This window comes from Quadrisphaera sp. RL12-1S (assembly GCF_014270065.1).
Lineage (GTDB): Bacteria > Actinomycetota > Actinomycetes > Actinomycetales > Quadrisphaeraceae > Quadrisphaera.
The window spans coordinates 526,477-542,672 of sequence record NZ_JACNME010000001.1; the positions used below are offsets into that span (position 1 = coordinate 526,477).

Below are 16,196 nucleotides of genomic sequence, written 5' to 3' on the forward strand. Positions count from 1 at the left end.
ACGATGATCCACACGAGTTGTGGCGCGGGGGAGGCGCGCCGGGCACTGGTGTCCCCCGTCTTGTCCCCCGTCGTGTCCCCGGTCGGCAGCAGCCGGCAGCGGGAGTCCGCAGCGGCGGTTGAGACCGCGTGGCCCGATGCCTCGTGCGGGGCCGAGATCAGGGGCCGGCTGCCGCGAGTGCGGCAGCGGGCCGCAGGAGCATGTGGCGGTACAGGCCGGTGGGGGTGATGCAGGTCTTGGCGACGATCTGGTCGGCGGTGCAGCCTCCGACGTCACGCAGGTGCACCGCGTGAGCCAGCCTGTCGGGGTCGACCCCGCTGGACCGACCGACGTAGCGGCCCTCGGCGGTGGCCACCGCGCGGGCATGGGCGTCGCGCTCGGCGGTGCGGGGTGTGCACGACGATCACATCGCCGTCGCGGGCGCATGCCAGGACGGCCTGCAGTCCGGGGCGATCGGTGTTCTGGCCGGTCTTTCGGTCGACGTAGATCCGCTCGCCTCATCCCGCGGCGCAGAGGCCACGGATCCAGCAGCGCTGGACTGCTCCTCCGGACGGCGCAGGCGACCGTCCGGGAGGCGTCAGAGACCCCGGGGCGACCCGTCAGGGCTCCGTCAGGACGGGCGCCCGGCCCCTTCCAGCGGTGGCTGGATGGCTCCCGTGCCTGACATCGCCTTCGTCGCGCTGACCGTGGTGGTCTTCGCCGTCCTGGCCCTGCTCGTCAGCGGCCTCGAGCGGATGGGGGGCCAGCGGTGAGCGCCGTCAGCGTGGTCCTGCTGCTCCTCGTGCTCGCCCTGGCCGGCTACCTGCTGACGGCCCTGCTGGACCCGGAGCGCTTCTGATGCTCCCGACCACTGGCCTGTCCGACTCCGCGGCCGGCTTCCTCACCGTCGCGGCCCTCGTGGCCGCCCTCGCGCTCGTCCACGCCCCCCTGGGCGACTTCATGGCCCGCGTCTACACCTCCGAGCGCCACCTGCGCGTGGAGCGCGTGCTCTACCGCGCCGCCGGCATCGACCCCGAGGCGGAGCAGCGCTGGCCGGTCTACGCCCGCGCCGTCCTCGGCTTCTCGTTCGTGTCCGTGCTCTTCCTGTACGCCTTCCAGCGGCTGCAGCACTGGCTGCCGCTGTCCCTCGGCTTCCCGGGCGTCCCGGCGCCGACCGCCTGGAACACGGCCATCAGCTTCGTGACCAACACGAACTGGCAGTCGTACTCCGGTGAGTCGACCATGGGCCACCTCGTGCAGGCCGCGGGCCTGGCGGTGCAGAACTTCACGTCGGCGGCCGTCGGCATGGCCGTGGCCGTGGCGCTGGTGCGCGGGTTCACCCGCCACCGCACCGAGCGCATCGGCAGCTTCTGGGTGGACCTGGTCCGGACCTGCGTGCGGATCCTGCTGCCGCTGGCGCTCGTCGCCGCCGTCGTCATGCTCCTCGGCGGGGTGGTCCAGAACCTCAGCGGCCCGACGGCGTACACCACCGTCGCCGGCGGCACCCAGACCATCACCGGCGGGCCGATCGCCTCGCAGGAGGCCATCAAGGAGCTGGGCACCAACGGCGGCGGCTTCTTCAACGCCAACTCCGCCCACCCCTTCGAGGGGCCGACGGCGTGGGTCAGCCTGTTCCAGGTCTTCCTCCTGCTGGTGATCCCGTTCTCGCTGCCCCGGACCTTCGGCCGGCTGGTCGGCGACAAGCGCCACGGCCTCGCCGTCCTCGGGGTCATGGGCGTCCTGTGGCTCGGGTCGGTGACCCTGGCGGTCTGGGCCGAGGTCACCGGCGCGGGCGCCGTGCCGCAGGCGGCCGGGGCCGCGATGGAGGGCAAGGAGGTCCGCTTCGGCGAGGTCCTCACCGGCCTGTTCGGCGCGTCCACCACGGCCACGTCCACCGGCGCCGTCAACGGCGCGCACGACTCCCTCACGGCGGCCGGCGGTGGCGTCGCGATGCTCAACATGATGCTGGGCGAGGTGTCCCCCGGTGGCACCGGCTCGGGCCTGTACGGCCTGCTCGTGCTCGCGGTCATCGCCGTCTTCCTCGCCGGCCTCATGGTGGGCCGCACGCCCGAGCTGCTCGGCAAGAAGATCGGCCGCCACGAGGTGGCGCTGGTCGCCCTGTACGTGCTGGCCACCCCGACCCTGCTGCTCGTGGGCGCCGCGCTCACCGTGGGGGTCCCCTCCCTGCTGGGCGCCTCCGTCCAGCAGAGCGGAGCCCACGGCCTGTCCGAGGTGCTCTACGCGTACGCCTCCGCCGCCAACAACAACGGCTCGGCGTTCGCCGGGTTCGGCGCCGCCACCGACTACCAGAACGTCGCGCTGGCGCTGGCCATGGTGTTCGGCAGGTTCGTGCCGATGCTCCTGGTCATCGCCCTGGCGGGCCGCCTCGCCGCGCAGGCGCCGGTCCCGGTCACCGCGGGCACGCTGCCCACCCACACCCCCCTCTTCGCGAGCCTGGTCACCGTCGTCGTCATCGTCGTCGCCGGTCTGACCTACTTCCCCGCGCTCGCCCTCGCTCCGATCGCTGAGGCCCTCTCATGAGCACCCCCGTCCTGGACCGCACCTCCCAGCAGCACCCGCACGACGACGACGGGGGCGCCCGCCCGGCCGCCGGCGCCTTCGACGCCCGGTCCCTGGTCTCCTCCCTGCCGGCGGCGCTGCGCAAGCTCGACCCGCGCCACCAGCTGAAGAGCCCCGTGATGTTCGTCGTGTGGGTGGGCTCGGCCGTCAGCACGGTGTACGGGGTGTGGCAGCCCAGCCTGTTCACGTGGCTGGTGGTGGTCTGGCTGTGGGCCACCGTGGTCTTCGCCGGCCTGGCCGAGGCCGTGGCCGAGGGCCGCGGCAAGGCCCAGGCCGAGACGCTGCGCCGCACCCGCAGCGAGACGACCGCCCGCCGCCTGCTCGACCGGGCGACGGGCGAGGAGGAGGCGGTCCCGGCGACCGCCCTGCGCCGCGGCGACCTCGTGGTCGTCGAGGCCGGTGTCGAGGGCGGGGTCATCCCCGGTGACGGCGACGTCGTCGAGGGCGTCGCGTCGGTGGACGAGTCCGCCATCACCGGCGAGTCGGCCCCCGTGATCCGCGAGGCCGGGGGCGACCGCTGCGCGGTCACCGGCGGCACCCGGGTGCTGTCGGACCGGGTGGTCGTGAAGATCACCGCCGAGCCGGGCAGCACCTTCATCGACAGGATGATCGCGCTGGTGGAGGGCTCCGCCCGCCAGAAGACGCCCAACGAGATCGCCCTCGACCTGCTCCTGGCGTCGCTGACGCTGGTGTTCCTGCTGGCCGTGGTGACGCTGCAGCCGCTGGCGGTCTACTCCGGGCAGGCGCAGAGCGTCCCCGTGCTCGTGGCGCTGCTCGTGTGCCTCATCCCCACCACCATCGGCGCGCTGCTGTCCGCCATCGGCATCGCCGGCATGGACCGGCTCGTGCAGCGCAACGTCCTCGCGATGTCGGGGCGCGCCGTGGAGGCCGCCGGTGACGTGGGCGTGCTGCTGCTCGACAAGACCGGCACCATCACGTTCGGCAACCGCCGCGCCACCGCCCTGGTGCACCTGGCCGGCGTGCAGCCCGGGGCGCTGGCGGACGCCGCCCGCCTGTCGAGCCTGGCCGACGAGACGCCCGAGGGCCGCTCGGTGGTGGACCTCGTCGACGCCTCCCGCGACGGCTCCGAGGACGCGCCGGACGGCGCGGAGTTCGTGGAGTTCACCGCCCAGACCCGCATGAGCGGCGTGGACCTGCCCCTGGAGCGGGGGGCGGTCCGCTCGCTGCGCAAGGGCGCCGGGAGCGCCGTCACGGCGTGGGTGCGCGAGCAGGGCGGTGAGGTGCCCTCGGCCCTGCAGGACGTGGTCGACGGGATCTCGCAGTCGGGCGGCACGCCGCTCGTCGTCGCCGAGAAGGTGACCGGCAGCCCCGCGCGGGTGCTGGGCGTCATCCACCTCAAGGACGTGGTCAAGCCCGGCATGGCGGCGCGGTTCGCGCAGCTGCGCGAGATGGGCATCCGCACCGTGATGGTCACCGGTGACAACCGGCTCACCGCCCGCGCCATCGCCGAGGAGGCCGGTGTCGACGACGTGCTCGCCGAGGCCACCCCCGAGGACAAGCTGGCGCTCATCAAGCGCGAGCAGGCCGGCGGCCGGCTCGTGGCGATGACCGGGGACGGCACCAACGACGCCCCCGCGCTGGCGCAGGCCGACGTGGGCGTGGCGATGAACACGGGCACGTCGGCCGCGAAGGAGGCCGGCAACATGGTCGACCTCGACTCCGACCCCACCAAGCTCATCGAGGTGGTGGCGATCGGCAAGCAGCTGCTCATCACCCGCGGGGCGCTGACGACGTTCTCCATCGCCAACGACGTGGCGAAGTACTTCGCGATCATCCCGGCGATGTTCGCCGGCATCTACCCCGCGCTGGACCGCCTCAACGTCATGGGCCTGTCGAGCCCGCAGTCGGCGATCCTCTCGGCCGTCGTCTTCAACGCGCTGGTCATCGTGGCGCTCATCCCGCTGGCGCTGCGCGGCGTGCGCTACCGCCCCTCCAGCGCGAGCGCGCTGCTGCGGCGCAACGTCCTGGTGTACGGGCTCGGCGGTGTGGTGGTGCCGTTCCTCGGCATCAAGGCCATCGACCTGCTCGTCTCGCTGATCCCCGGCTTCTGAGCCCCGGCGCAAGCCGCACTACCGAGGAGTACCCCGTGTCCCGCGTGCTCGACCTGTCCCGCCAGTCCGTCGCCGGCCTGCGCCTGCTGCTGGCCCTCACCGTGCTCCTCGGCCTGGTCTACCCGGCCGTCCTCCTGGGCGTCGGCCGGCTCGTCCCCGGCCGCGCCGACGGCTCGATGATCGCGGTCGACGGGCGCCCCAGCGGCTCCTCGCTCATCGGCCAGCAGTTCGGCTCGGACCAGGACCCGTCCTCGCAGCTGCCGTGGTTCCAGCCCCGGCCCTCGGCGGCCGGTGACGGGTACGACCCGCAGTCCTCCGGGGCCTCCAACCTCGGGCCGAACAACCCCGACCTCGTCAAGACCGTCGAGGAGCGCCGCGCCGCCGTCGCCGCCCGCGAGGGCGTCGACCCCGCCGCGGTCCCGGCGGACGCCGTCACCGCCTCGGCGTCCGGGCTGGACCCGGACGTCTCCCCCGCCTACGCCCAGCTCCAGGTGGCCCGCGTGGCCCGCGAGCGCGGCCTGCCCGTGTCCCAGGTGGAGCAGCTGGTGCGCGAGAGCACCCACGGGCGCGACCTCGGCTTCATCGGGGAGCCCACCGTCGACGTCGTCACCCTCAACGCCGCCCTCGCCCGGGTCGGCGGCCCCCAGGGGTGAGCGGACGGGTGGACCTGCCGGCTCCTGCGGCGCGGCCCGCGGGCCCGCCGGAGGAGGATGGCGCCGTGCAGGGGGCGGGCGGTGCGCGGCGCGGCAGGCTGAGGGTCTACCTGGGCGCCGCCCCCGGCGTGGGCAAGACCGTCGCCATGCTCGGCGAGGGCCACCGCCGCGCCGAGCGCGGCCAGGACGTGGTGGTCGCGTTCGTGGAGACCCACGGCCGCGCCCACACCGCGGCCGCCACCGAGGGCCTGGAGCTGGTCCCCCGGCGGCGGCTCACGCACCCCGCCTCCCCCGGCACCGTGCTGGAGGAGATGGACGTCGACGCCGTGCTGGCCCGCGCCCCCCGGCACGCGCTGGTGGACGAGCTGGCGCACACCAACGCGCCGGGCTCGCGCAACGCCAAGCGGTGGCAGGACGTCGAGGAGCTGCTGGCGGCCGGCGTGGACGTCATCACCACCGTCAACGTGCAGCACCTGGAGTCGCTCAACGACGTCGTCGCGCAGATCACCGGCGTGCGCCAGCGCGAGACCGTCCCCGACGACGTGGTGAGGTCGGCGGACGCCATCGAGCTGGTGGACATGAGCCCGCAGGCGCTGCGGCGCCGCCTCGCCCACGGCAACGTCTACGCCGCCGAGCGCGTGGACGCCGCGCTGTCCAACTACTTCCGGGTGGGCAACCTCACCGCCCTGCGCGAGCTCGCGCTGCTGTGGACGGCGGACCGGGTGGACGCCGCCCTGGCCCTGTACCGCGCCGAGCAGGGCATCGCCGAGCCGTGGGGCGCCCGCGAGCGCGTGGTGGTGGCGCTGACGGGCGGGCCGGAGGGGGACGCGCTGGTGCGCCGCGCGGCGCGCATCACCCAGCGCGCCGCGGGCGGTGAGCTGCTGGCCCTGCACGTCTCCCGCTCCGACGGGCTGACGGGGGCCGCGCCGGACGCGCTGGCGCGCCAGCGGCTGCTGGCGGAGAGCCTCGGCGGCAGCTGGCACTCGGTGGTGGGCGAGGACGTCGCCACCGCCATCCTCGACTTCGCCCGCGGCGTCAACGCCACCCACGTGGTGGTCGGGGCCAGCCGGCGCAGCCGGCTCGCGGCGGCGCTGTCGCCCGGTGTGGGACAGCGCGTCATCGACGGCTCCGGTGACATCGACGTGCACGTGGTCACGCACGCCGCCGCCCGCGGCCAGCAGGGGCGGCTGGTCCGCCGGACGGCGCTGTCCGCGCTCCCCGCGCGGCGCCGGGCGGCCGGCTGGGCGCTGGCCGTGGTGGCGCCGGTGGCCCTCACGGGGCTGCTGCACCTGACCCGGGCGCGCCACGAGCTGCCCAGCGAGCTGCTGCTCTTCCTGGCCCTCGTGGTGGGGGTGGCCCTCGTCGGCGGGATGTGGCCGGCGGTGCTGGCCGCGGTGCTGTCGGGGCTGCTGGCCAACTGGTACTTCACCCCGCCCTACGGCACGCTCACCATCGCCGAGCCGGCCAACGCCGTCGCGCTGTTCGTGCTGGTCAGCGTGGGGGCGGCGGTAGCCGCCGTGGTGGACACCGCGGCCCGCAGGGCCCGGGACGCCGCCCGCGCCCGCGCCGAGGCCGACGTGCTGGCCACGCTCGCGGGCAGCGTGCTGCGCGGCGCCCAGGCCGTGCCCGCGCTGCTGGACCGGCTGGTGGAGACCTTCGGCCTCCAGGGCGCGGCGCTGCTGGAGCGCACGCGGGACCAGGTGGGCACCGCGAACGACGTGTGGCGGGTCGTGGCCTCGCAGGGCTGCCCCCCGCCGTCCTCGCCCGAGGCCGCGGACGCGGCGCTGCCGGTGGACGAGCACCTGAGCATCGCCATCACCAGCCAGCAGGGCGGTCCGGCGCTGTCGGCCTCGGACCTCCGCGTGCTGACGGCGGTGGCCGCGCAGGCGGGGTCGCTGCTGGAGCGGGACAGGCTGCGGGAGACCGCGCGGGCGGCGCGCCGCGAGGAGGAGCGCACCGCCACGCGGACCGCGCTGCTGGCCGCCGTCTCGCACGACCTGCGCACGCCGCTGGCGAGCGTCAAGGCGTCGGCCTCGACGCTGCGCTCCCTCGGCGCCGAGCTCGACCCCGCCGACCGCGAGGTGCTGCTGGCGGACGTGGAGACCTCCGCGGACCGCCTGCAGGCCCTCGTCGACAACCTCCTGGACATGAGCCGCCTCGACGCCGGGGCGGTGCGGGCGCGCCGCGAGGCGGTGGCCCTGGACGAGGTGGTCCCCCGCGCGCTCGCGGGCCTCACCCCGGAGCAGGCGGGCGCCGTGGTGGTGGACGTCTCCGAGGACCTCCCGCTGGTCGACACCGACGCCGGCCTGCTCGAGCGCGCGCTCGGCAACGTGGTGGAGAACGCCCTGCGCCACGCCGTCCCCCACGCCCCCGGCACCCCGGTGGAGGTGACGGCCGGGGTGGTGGACGACACCGCCGCGCCCGGCGGACGGGGAGGACGCCGGGTGGTGGTGCGCGTGGTCGACCGCGGCCCGGGCATCCCCGACGACCGCAAGGCCGCCGCCTTCTCCGCCTTCCAGCGGCTGGGGGACGCGCCGGGCGCCCTCGGCGTGGGGCTGGGCCTGGCGGTGGCGCGGGGCCTGGTGGAGGCCAGCGGTGGCACGGTGGAGGCCGACGACACCCCCGGTGGCGGGCTCACCGTGGTGTTCTCACTGCCCGTGGCCGCTGCTCCCGGCAGTGGCAGTGGCAGTGGCAGTGGCAGCGGCAGCGGCGCGCCGAGCGAGCAGGAGGTGCCCGCGTGACCCGCGTGCTGGTGGTGGAGGACGAGCCGGCGCTGGCGCGCGCGCTGGCGATCACGCTGCGCGCCAAGCGGTACGAGGTCGACGTGGCGCACACGGGCGCTGCGGCGCTGGACGCGGCGGCCACGCGCCGGCCCGACGTCGTCGTCCTCGACCTGGGGCTGCCGGACCTGGACGGCCTGGACGTGCTGCGGGCCCTGCGCGGGTGGAGCGCCGTGCCGGTGGTGGTGCTGTCGGCGCGGCACGACAGCTCCGAGAAGGTGGAGGCGCTCGACGCCGGCGCCGACGACTACGTGACCAAGCCGTTCGCCGTCGACGAGCTCCTGGCCCGGCTGCGCGCCGCGGTGCGGCGCGGGGAGGCCGCCGGGCCGGTGCCCGACCCGGTGGTGGAGACGGCGGGCTTCACGGTGGACCTGCCGCGACGGCGCGTGCTGCTGCGGTCGGCCCAGGGGCAGGACGACGACGGCGAGGGCGGCGGCGAGCCGGTGCGGCTGACGCCGACGGAGTGGCAGCTGCTGGCGGAGCTCGCGCGGTCGGTGGGCCGCGTGGTGGGCCGGCGCGAGCTGCTGGTGGCGCTGCGCGGGCCGCACCTGGGGTCCGAGGCCGCGGAGACGCACTACCTGCGCGTGTACGTGGCGCAGCTGCGCCGCAAGCTGGAGGCCGACCCCTCGGCCCCGCGGCACCTCATCACGGAGCCGGGGGTCGGCTACCGCCTGGTCCCGTGACGCCACCGCTGCCGGCGCCGGTGACACCGCGGAGGCAGCCGACGACGGAGGACCTTCGCGCCACCTCGGAGCAGCCCGGAGCGGGAAGACGCCCCTTCGGGCGAGAAGGCGCCCCATGAGCGGGTCTGATGGGGCGTCTTCTCGCACGGTGGGGCGTCACCTGCACCGGTGGGGCCCGACGAGGCGGCCGAGGCGAGGCGCCGCGCCGACCGCGGTCAGCGGGCGTCGGCGAGCGGCCACCCGCCTGCCGCCAGGCGGGAGGAGACCCGTGCGACGTCCGAGGGGGCGGCCTCGTCCAGGGTGGCTCCGGTGATGAGCCGCTCGACGTCCGCGCGGGTGATCACCTCGCCCTGGGCCGCGAGGCCCGCCAGCTCTGCCGCGATGAGGCGCACCTCGGTCTCGGTGAGCTTGCGGCGCAGCAGCCCGAGGAGGGCCACGTAGTCCTGCCGCGGCACCCCCTGCGGGTACCCGGCCCGCAGCCACGCCACCACGCGGGCGACCGCGCCCTGGTCCTGCACCTCGGTCATGGCGACCTCCTCACCGGTCCGCGGGCTCACTTGCTGACGAGGGTCGGGTAGACGTGCTCGAAGCTGAGCTTCATGCCGAAGCCCGAGCCGACGATGAGCGCGATCGCGGTGAGGGCGACGAGCACCACCACCGCGAAGACGGCGTAGGCGATGACCTTGCCGGCGGGGTGCGGCTGCGCCGGCGCTCCGCCCTCGGAGACCTCGGCGCTGCCGCCGGTGCCGAGCGCGAGGGCCCGGATGCCGAGGGCGAACAGCAGCGGCAGGCCGGCCCCGAAGACGAGCGCGGCGAGCGCGACCTGCCCGAGCAGCGACGCTTCCAGCGACGCGACGGTGGACGTCATGGTGGGTCCTTCCGGTCCGGTGGTCGAGGCGGTCAGGCGGCGACGGGGGTGCGGTCTGACGCGGCCGGGCGGCCGTCGCCCTCCCACTCGTCGTTGACGTTGCCGGCGTGCACCGGGTCCTGGTGGGAGCGGTAGAAGAAGAAGCCCGCGAGCGCGGCCAGCAGCACCACGTCGACCAGGGCGCCGGCGAGGCCGCCGCCCAGCAGGTGGGCGATCCACCACATGACGGCCCCGACGACGGCGGCCGCGGGGATGGTGATGACCCAGGCGACCACCATGCGGCCCGCCACGCGCCAGCGGACGGTGGCGCCCGGCCGGCCCAGACCGGTGCCCAGCACGGACCCGGTGGTGACGTGCGTGGTGGACAGCGGCAGGCCGAGGTGGCTGGAGACCAGGATCACCGCGGCGCTGGACGTCTCGGCGGACAGGCCCTGGGGCGGCGCGATCTCCACCAGCCCCTTGCCCAGCGTGCGGATGATGCGCCACCCGCCCAGGTAGGTGCCCAGGGCGATGGCGAGGGCGCAGGCGGCCTTCACCCAGAAGGGGATGTTCGAGGTGTCGGTCCAGTGACCGGTGGCGATGAGCCCCAGGGTGATGACGCCCATGGTCTTCTGCGCGTCGTTGGTGCCGTGGGCCAGGGAGACCAGGGAGGCCGACCCGATCTGGCCCCAGCGGAAGCTGCTGTCCTTGAAGCGGTCGGCCACGCCGGCGGTGACCTTGTAGACGAGCCAGGTGGCGATGCCCGCCACGACGATCGCCACCACGGGCGAGGCGAGCGCCGGGATGATGACCTTGGGGATGAGCCCGTCGATCTTCTGGCCGTTGCCCGCCCAGTTGACGCCGCCCCACCCGAGGCCGGCGATGGTGGCGCCGAGCAGGCCCCCGAAGAGCGCGTGGGTGGAGCTGGAGGGCAGCCCGAGCAGCCACGTGGCGAGGTTCCAGACGATCGCGCCGGCCAGGCCGGCCAGCACGATGACCAGCAGCGCGGTGCCGCCGTCCCCCGACAGGCCGCCCACGGGCGTGCCGTCGCTGTTCTGGATCTTCACGACGGCGTTGGTGACCGTGAGGGCCACCTCCACCGAGAGGAAGGCCCCGACGAGGTTGAGGACGCCGGACAGCAGCACGGCCGTCTTCGGCTTCAGGGCGCCGGTGGCGATGGAGGTCGCCATGGCGTTCGCGGTGTCGTGGAAGCCGTTCGTGAAGTCGAACGAGAGGGCTACCACGACCAGGAGCACCAGGATGATGGTGGCGGTGGTCACGAGCCACGAGCGTCGTGCACCGCTAGCAGGTGCGCCAGCCCCGTTCGCCGAGGGCGTGCAGGGTTCGCCCAGGGTTCACCGTCCCCTGGGAGTCTCTTGACCCTTCCGCGGCCCCCGGGCCGCCTCCCGCGCTCCCCCGTGGTCCGCGTCACCCGCCCGGACGCACCCGCCGCCTGCTGTTCACCCGCCGTTCGCCGTCCGACCCGCGGCCAGCGGTAAGACCGCAGCGTGACGCAGACGACCCCCCGACCCCCTGCCGCACCGGACCTCCCGACCGGCGCCGGCCCCGAGGTGGACGCCGACCTCGAGGAGGCCCCCCCGGGTCCCCTGGGGACGCACCTGGACGGGCTGCGGGTGGAGGTGGACCCCGAGGGCGAGCCCGTCCTGCTGCGCCCTGACGGCTCGGAGGTGGACACCTGGCGACAGGGCTACCCGTACCCGAGCCGCATGACGCGGCGGGAGTACGAGACCACCAAGCGCGGCCTGCAGATCGAGCTGCTCAAGATGCAGCGCTGGCTGGTGGACGGCGGGCAGAAGCTCGTGGTGCTCTTCGAGGGCCGCGACGCCGCCGGCAAGGGCGGCACCATCAAGCGCTTCACCGAGCACCTCAACCCGCGCGGCACGCACGTGGTGGCGCTGGAGAAGCCGACCGAGCGCGAGCGCACCCAGTGGTACTTCCAGCGCTACGTCGAGCACCTGCCGGCCGGCGGGGAGATCGCCCTGTTCGACAGGTCCTGGTACAACCGCGCGGGCGTCGAGCGGGTCATGGGCTTCTGCTCGCAGGCCGAGTACGAGGCGTTCTACCGCCAGGCCCCCGACCTCGAGCGGATGCTGGTGGACTCCGGGATCACCCTCGTCAAGTTCTGGTTCTCGGTGTCGCAGGCGGAGCAGCGCACGCGCTTCGCCATCCGGCAGATCGACCCGGTGCGCCAGTGGAAGCTGTCGCCGATGGACCTGGCCTCGCTGGACCGGTGGGACGACTACACTGCTGCCAAGGAGGCCATGTTCCTGGCCACGGACACCGACCACGCCCCGTGGACGGTGGTGAAGAGCAACGACAAGAAGCGGGCCCGCCTGGAGGCGATGCGCCACGTGCTGCGCCAGCTGGACTACACCGGCCGGGACGACGCGCTGGTCGGCGAGGCGGACCCGCTGGTGCTCGGTCCCGCCCGGGACCTCTTCGAGACGGGCGAGCGCGCCTCCGGGGCCTGAGGCCCCGCTCGCGGCGGTGCGGTCCCCGGTCGCGGGGACCGCACCGCCGCGTCAGGCGAGCCCGAGCAGCTGCGGCAGCTCGGCCACCGAGCCGAGCAGGTGGGTGTGCGGCTCGGCGGCCAGCACCTCGCGGGGGACGCCGCCGGTGAGGACGCCGACGACGGCGCCGGCGCCGGCGTTGGTGCCCGCGCGCAGGTCGCGCGGGGTGTCACCGGCCACGAGGACGTCAGCCACGGCGGTGGTGCCGGTCGCCTCCATCGCGCGGAACACCATCCACGGGGCGGGCCGGCCGGCGGGCACGTCGTCCACGCACACCACGGCGTCCAGGCGGCCCTCGCCCTCACCGCCCACGGCCCAGCCGAGCTGGTCGAGCAGGCCGGCCGTGACCCCCCGGTCGAACCCCGTGGTCAGCGCCACCTTCACGCCGCGCTCCCGCAGCCGGGCGAGGGCCTGCGGCACCCCGGGGAAGGGGTGCGGCGGGCGAGCGGCGTAGGCGGCGGCCAGGCGGGCGCGGAAGTCCTCCAGCACCTCCTCCACCAGCGCCCCGCCCGCCGGGACGCCGCCGGCGGCGAGCAGCGCCGCCACGGCCTCCCGCTTGTCGGCTCCCATCCAGCCCGCCAGGTCGGCGTCGGCCACGGGGGCGCCGGCCGCCTCGACGGCCTCGCGCAGCGCGGCGTAGACGGCGGAGTGCTCCTCCACCGTCGTCCCCGCCACGTCCAGCGCCACCAGCTGCGTGCTCCACGGGCTCATGCGCGGTCTCCTCGTCCAGGTCCAGGTGCTGCGGGCGCCGCGGCGCCCCAGGTGCGTCCGGGGGCCGGGTGGCCGTCCGGGGAGTTGTCGATCGTGAAGACCACCCGGTCGGGGCGGTACCTGTCGTCGGAGTGCTCGAAGACGGTGCCGTCCTCGGTGCACGCGGTGCGGCGCTCCCGCAGCAGCGGCGCGCCGACCGGGGTGCTGAGCAGCTCCGCGTCCTGCTCGTCAGCGCCCACGGCGTCGATGACGTGGCGCGCGGGCCCCACCCGCAGGCCGTCGGCCACGAGGTAGGAGTAGACGGAGCCGGCGTCGAGGTCGCGGTCGAAGAGCACCCGGCCCACGGCGGCCGTGAAGGTCGAGCGCTCCACCATGGCGGGCACCCCGTCCACCGAGCGCAGGCGCAGCAGCTGCACCACGCGGTCCCCGGGCTCCAGGCCCATCGCGTCGGCCACCTGCGCCGGGGCCGGGCGCAGCGCGCACTCGAGGGTGCGCTGACCGGGCTCGGCGCCGATGAGGTGGGCCCAGCGCGAGAAGGACAGGAAGGTGTCGAAGGGCTGCACGAGCGTGGCGCGGCGCACCACCGGTGGGCGCCCGGGACCACCGCCCACCAGGCCCTCCGAGCGCAGCGCCGCGAGCGCCTGGCGCACCGGCGCCCGCGAGGTGCGCCACCGCTCGCACAGCTGGGCCTCCGAGGGCAGCGGCGCGCCCACGGCGAGGTCACCCGTGCGGATCGCGCTGCGCAGCGACTCGGCGATCTGCTCGTGCACCGGCACGCTCATGGACCTGACCGTACAGGTCCCCGAGGTCTCGCCTCAAGGACGGACCGGGCATCCGCTGCGCGCCGCCCGTGCGACCAGCCGTCCACGACCAGGCGAACGACACCTGAACACGTCGTGCACAGATCCAGCAGGTCTTGACCGACCACCGGGGCCCTGGCGCAATTCCTGTCATGACAGGTCTGGGACGGGCGACCGCCCCCCTCGACGCCGCCGACCTCGTGGTGGTCGGCGCGGGCGTCGTGGGGCTCGGGGCCGCGCTGCGCGCCGCGGACGCGGGCCTCGACGTCGTCGTCGTCGAGAGGGACGCCGCCGCCCTCGGCGCCTCGGTGCGCAACTTCGGCCACGGGTGCGTGACCGCCCAGGACGGCGAGGCGCTGCGCCTGGCCCGCGCCACCCGCGAGCTGTGGGTGCGCCTGGCCCGCGAGGCCGGGTTCTGGCTCGCCGAGTCCGGCGCCGTGGTGGCCGCCCGCCACGACGACGAGATGGCCGTGCTCGCCGACCTCGCGGCGGCCCGCGCGGACGAGGTCGCGCTCCTGGACGGCGCCGCGGTCGAGGAGGCCGCCGGGTGCCCCGGCGCCGTGGGCGGTGCCCGGCTCAGCTCGGACGTGCGCGTCTCGCCCCGCGAGGCCGTCCCGGCGCTCGCGGCGCTGCTGGCCCGCCGCGGGGTGCGCTTCCACTGGCGGACCGCCGTGGTGGGCGTGGACGAGCGCGGCGTGGAGACGAGCCGCGGCCGGGTGGACGCCGCCCGCCAGGTGGTGGCCGTCGGCCACGACGTCGACCTGCTGGACGCCGGGCTCGCCGAGGAGGCCGGCGTGGTGCGCTGCGCGCTGCGGATGCTGCGCGTGCGGGACCCGCGCCGCGCACCCTCGCCCGCCGCTGCCGGCGGGCGGGCCCTGCCCGCCCTGCTCACCGGCTGGTCGCTGCTGCGCTACGACGCCTTCGCCGTCAGCCCCGCCCTCGGCGCGGTCCGCGAGCGGCTGGCCCGCGAGCGCCCGGACGCCCTGGCCGTGGGCCTGCACCTCATGTGCACCCAGCGGCCGGACGGCGACCTCGTGGTGGGCGACACCCACGCCTACGGCGACGCGCCGTCCCCCTTCCGCCCCGAGGACCTCGACGACCTGCTCCTCGACGAGGTGGCGGCGCTGCTCGGCACCGACCGCCCGCGGGTGGTCGAGCGCTGGGAGGGCGTCTACGCCTCCGCCCCGCGGCCCTTCCTCCTGTCCGCCCCCAGGCCCAGCACGCGCGTCGTGTCGGTGACCGCGGGGATCGGCATGACCACCGGCCTGGGCCTCGCGGCCGAGGCCGTCGACCAGCTCGCCTCCTGACCCCCTCCACACCTGCTGACCGGCCGACCGGGCCGGACCAGCGACCACCCACCACCTGCGAAGGACCCCTCGTGCGCACCTCACGCCTGACGCTCGCCGCCGCCCTGGCGGCCCTCACCCTGGTCTCCACCGCCGCGTGCGGCGGCTCCGCAGCAGGCTCCGGGGGCTCCGGCAGCTCCGCCAGCGGCTCCGCGAGCTCCGTCGACTGGGCCACCACCTCCTCCGCGCAGGCGGGCGGCGGCATGGACGCCCTCGTGGCGGCCGCCAAGGCCGAGGGGACGCTCAACGTCATCACGCTGCCGCGCGACTGGGCCAACTACGGCTACCTCATGGACACCTTCTCCCAGAAGTACGGGATCAAGGTCAACGACGCCAACCCCGACGGCTCCAGCGCCGACGAGATCGCCGCCATCAAGAGCCTCAAGGGCCAGGACCGCGCCCCCGACACCGTGGACGTCGGCCAGGCGTTCGCGCTGTCCGGCGCCAAGGAGGGCCTGTACGCGCCGTACCAGGTGTCGACGTGGGCCGACGTCCCCGACAACCAGAAGGCCTCCGACGGCAGCTGGGTCAACGACTACGGGGGCTTCGTCTCCATCGGCTGCGACTCCTCCAAGATCAGCGCCTGCCCGACGAGCTTCGCGCAGCTGGCCGACCCGCAGTACAAGGGCAAGATCGCCCTCAACGGCGACCCGACCAAGGCCAACGCCGCGTTCTCCGCGGTGTGGGCGGCGGCGCTGGCCAACGGCGGCTCGTTCGACGACGTCAAGCCCGGCATCGAGTTCTTCGGCAAGCTGGCCAAGGAGGGCAACTACGTGCCCGTCCAGGCCACCGCCGCCACCATCGAGAGCGGCGAGACGCCGATCGTGCTCGACTGGGACTACCTCAACGCCGCCAAGACGTCCGACGTCGACGCCAAGGGCGGCAAGTGGACCGTGGCCGTGCCCAGTGACGCCCTGTTCGGCGGCTTCTACGCCCAGGCCGTCAGCAAGTACGCCCCGCACCCGGCGGCGGCCCGCCTGTGGCAGGAGTTCCTCTACTCCGACGAGGGCCAGAACGGCTTCCTCAAGGGCTTCGCGCGCCCGGTGCGCCTGCCCGCCATGGAGAAGGCCGGCACGGCCGACAAGACCGCCGCGGCCGCCCTGCCGGCCGTGACCGGCTCGCCGACGTTCCCCTCGGACGCCCAGACCACCACGGCCAAGAGCCTCGTGACCTCCTCGTGGGCCACGACGGTCGGCTCCTGACCTCCGAACTCC

16 protein-coding genes are annotated in these 16,196 nt (G+C 75.2%); 9 read left to right on the forward strand and 7 right to left on the reverse strand.

Features of this window, described 5'->3' with window-relative positions; genetic code table 11:
• Window positions 1–157: 157 nt before the first annotated feature.
• Together H7K62_RS21450 and H7K62_RS21455 are read right to left on the reverse strand one after the other, a co-directional pair.
• A complete protein-coding gene (locus H7K62_RS21450; RefSeq protein ID WP_222436902.1) occupies window positions 158–355 on the reverse strand; it encodes a hypothetical protein in 198 nt (65 codons plus the stop codon).
• Complete coding sequence (locus H7K62_RS21455) at window positions 273–488, reverse strand: recombinase family protein (protein ID WP_370591594.1); 216 nt, start codon at window positions 486–488, stop codon at window positions 273–275. The genes H7K62_RS21450 and H7K62_RS21455 overlap by 83 nt, the downstream gene beginning before the upstream one ends.
• 260 nt (window positions 489–748) lie before the next feature.
• Between H7K62_RS21455 and kdpF the strand changes: the two genes are divergently transcribed.
• The 6 genes from kdpF to H7K62_RS02500 all read left to right on the forward strand — a co-directional run bounded on the left by kdpF (window position 749) and on the right by H7K62_RS02500 (window position 8,747).
• Window positions 749–838, forward strand: coding sequence for a K(+)-transporting ATPase subunit F (gene kdpF / locus H7K62_RS02475; RefSeq protein ID WP_186715941.1), 90 nt, complete (start codon window positions 749–751; stop codon window positions 836–838).
• Window positions 838–2,520, forward strand: a complete 1,683-nt coding sequence (kdpA, locus tag H7K62_RS02480; RefSeq protein ID WP_186715942.1) for a potassium-transporting ATPase subunit KdpA — start codon at window positions 838–840, stop codon at window positions 2,518–2,520. Before kdpF ends, kdpA begins: the two co-directional genes overlap by 1 nt.
• Window positions 2,517–4,631, forward strand: a complete 2,115-nt coding sequence (gene kdpB, locus H7K62_RS02485) for a potassium-transporting ATPase subunit KdpB (RefSeq protein WP_186715943.1) — start codon at window positions 2,517–2,519, stop codon at window positions 4,629–4,631. Before kdpA ends, kdpB begins: the two co-directional genes overlap by 4 nt.
• A 35-nt stretch (window positions 4,632–4,666) precedes the next feature.
• Window positions 4,667–5,284: a potassium-transporting ATPase subunit KdpC gene (kdpC, locus tag H7K62_RS02490; protein WP_186715944.1), complete on the forward strand. Its 618-nt coding sequence runs from the start codon at window positions 4,667–4,669 to the stop codon at window positions 5,282–5,284.
• 65 nt (window positions 5,285–5,349) lie between these two features.
• Entirely contained in the window at window positions 5,350–8,025 is a 2,676-nt protein-coding gene (locus H7K62_RS02495) for a sensor histidine kinase (protein ID WP_370591575.1), read from the forward strand.
• Complete coding sequence (locus H7K62_RS02500) at window positions 8,022–8,747, forward strand: response regulator (RefSeq protein ID WP_186715945.1); 726 nt, start codon at window positions 8,022–8,024, stop codon at window positions 8,745–8,747. The genes H7K62_RS02495 and H7K62_RS02500 overlap by 4 nt, the downstream gene beginning before the upstream one ends.
• Before the next feature lie 215 nt (window positions 8,748–8,962).
• Here H7K62_RS02500 and H7K62_RS02505 read toward each other — a convergent pair whose 3' ends face one another.
• The 3 genes from H7K62_RS02505 to H7K62_RS02515 are packed head-to-tail and all read right to left on the reverse strand — an operon-like array spanning window position 8,963 to window position 10,874.
• On the reverse strand, window positions 8,963–9,274 hold the full coding sequence (locus H7K62_RS02505; RefSeq protein ID WP_186715947.1) for a DUF3349 domain-containing protein: 312 nt from the start codon (window positions 9,272–9,274) through the stop codon (window positions 8,963–8,965).
• Window positions 9,275–9,300: 26 nt separating this feature from the next.
• A complete protein-coding gene (locus tag H7K62_RS02510; RefSeq protein ID WP_186715949.1) occupies window positions 9,301–9,615 on the reverse strand; it encodes a hypothetical protein in 315 nt (104 codons plus the stop codon).
• 32 nt (window positions 9,616–9,647) lie between these two features.
• Window positions 9,648–10,874, reverse strand: coding sequence for an inorganic phosphate transporter (locus H7K62_RS02515; protein WP_186715951.1), 1,227 nt, complete (start codon window positions 10,872–10,874; stop codon window positions 9,648–9,650).
• Between the two features lie 291 nt (window positions 10,875–11,165).
• Between H7K62_RS02515 and ppk2 the strand changes: the two genes are divergently transcribed.
• Window positions 11,166–12,086, forward strand: a complete 921-nt coding sequence (gene ppk2, locus H7K62_RS02520; RefSeq protein ID WP_370591595.1) for a polyphosphate kinase 2 — start codon at window positions 11,166–11,168, stop codon at window positions 12,084–12,086.
• Between the two features lie 51 nt (window positions 12,087–12,137).
• Here ppk2 and H7K62_RS02525 read toward each other — a convergent pair whose 3' ends face one another.
• Entirely contained in the window at window positions 12,138–12,836 is a 699-nt protein-coding gene (locus H7K62_RS02525; RefSeq protein WP_186715958.1) for a phosphonatase-like hydrolase, read from the reverse strand.
• On the reverse strand, window positions 12,833–13,618 hold the full coding sequence (locus tag H7K62_RS02530) for a GntR family transcriptional regulator (RefSeq protein ID WP_186715960.1): 786 nt from the start codon (window positions 13,616–13,618) through the stop codon (window positions 12,833–12,835). Before H7K62_RS02530 ends, H7K62_RS02525 begins: the two co-directional genes overlap by 4 nt.
• Window positions 13,619–13,788: 170 nt before the next feature.
• Here H7K62_RS02530 and H7K62_RS02535 point away from each other — a divergent pair, with 170 nt between their 5' ends.
• Complete coding sequence (locus tag H7K62_RS02535) at window positions 13,789–14,943, forward strand: TIGR03364 family FAD-dependent oxidoreductase (protein ID WP_186715962.1); 1,155 nt, start codon at window positions 13,789–13,791, stop codon at window positions 14,941–14,943.
• A 71-nt stretch (window positions 14,944–15,014) separates the two neighbouring features.
• Window positions 15,015–16,184, forward strand: a complete 1,170-nt coding sequence (locus tag H7K62_RS02540) for an ABC transporter substrate-binding protein (RefSeq protein ID WP_186715964.1) — start codon at window positions 15,015–15,017, stop codon at window positions 16,182–16,184.
• Window positions 16,185–16,196 lie beyond the last annotated feature (12 nt).

Bases quoted from the DNA above. Each gene is read 5' to 3' on its own strand.
- kdpA (WP_186715942.1), top strand. From the start codon at position 838: ATGCTCCCGACCACTGGCCTGTCCGACTCCGCGGCCGGCTTCCTCACC.
- kdpB (WP_186715943.1), top strand. From the start codon at position 2,517: ATGAGCACCCCCGTCCTGGACCGCACCTCCCAGCAGCACCCGCACGAC.
- H7K62_RS02510 (WP_186715949.1), bottom strand. From the start codon at position 9,615: ATGACGTCCACCGTCGCGTCGCTGGAAGCGTCGCTGCTCGGGCAGGTC.
- H7K62_RS02525 (WP_186715958.1), bottom strand. From the start codon at position 12,836: ATGAGCCCGTGGAGCACGCAGCTGGTGGCGCTGGACGTGGCGGGGACG.
- H7K62_RS02505 (WP_186715947.1), bottom strand. From the start codon at position 9,274: ATGACCGAGGTGCAGGACCAGGGCGCGGTCGCCCGCGTGGTGGCGTGG.
- H7K62_RS02535 (WP_186715962.1), top strand. From the start codon at position 13,789: ATGACAGGTCTGGGACGGGCGACCGCCCCCCTCGACGCCGCCGACCTC.
- H7K62_RS02530 (WP_186715960.1), bottom strand. From the start codon at position 13,618: ATGAGCGTGCCGGTGCACGAGCAGATCGCCGAGTCGCTGCGCAGCGCG.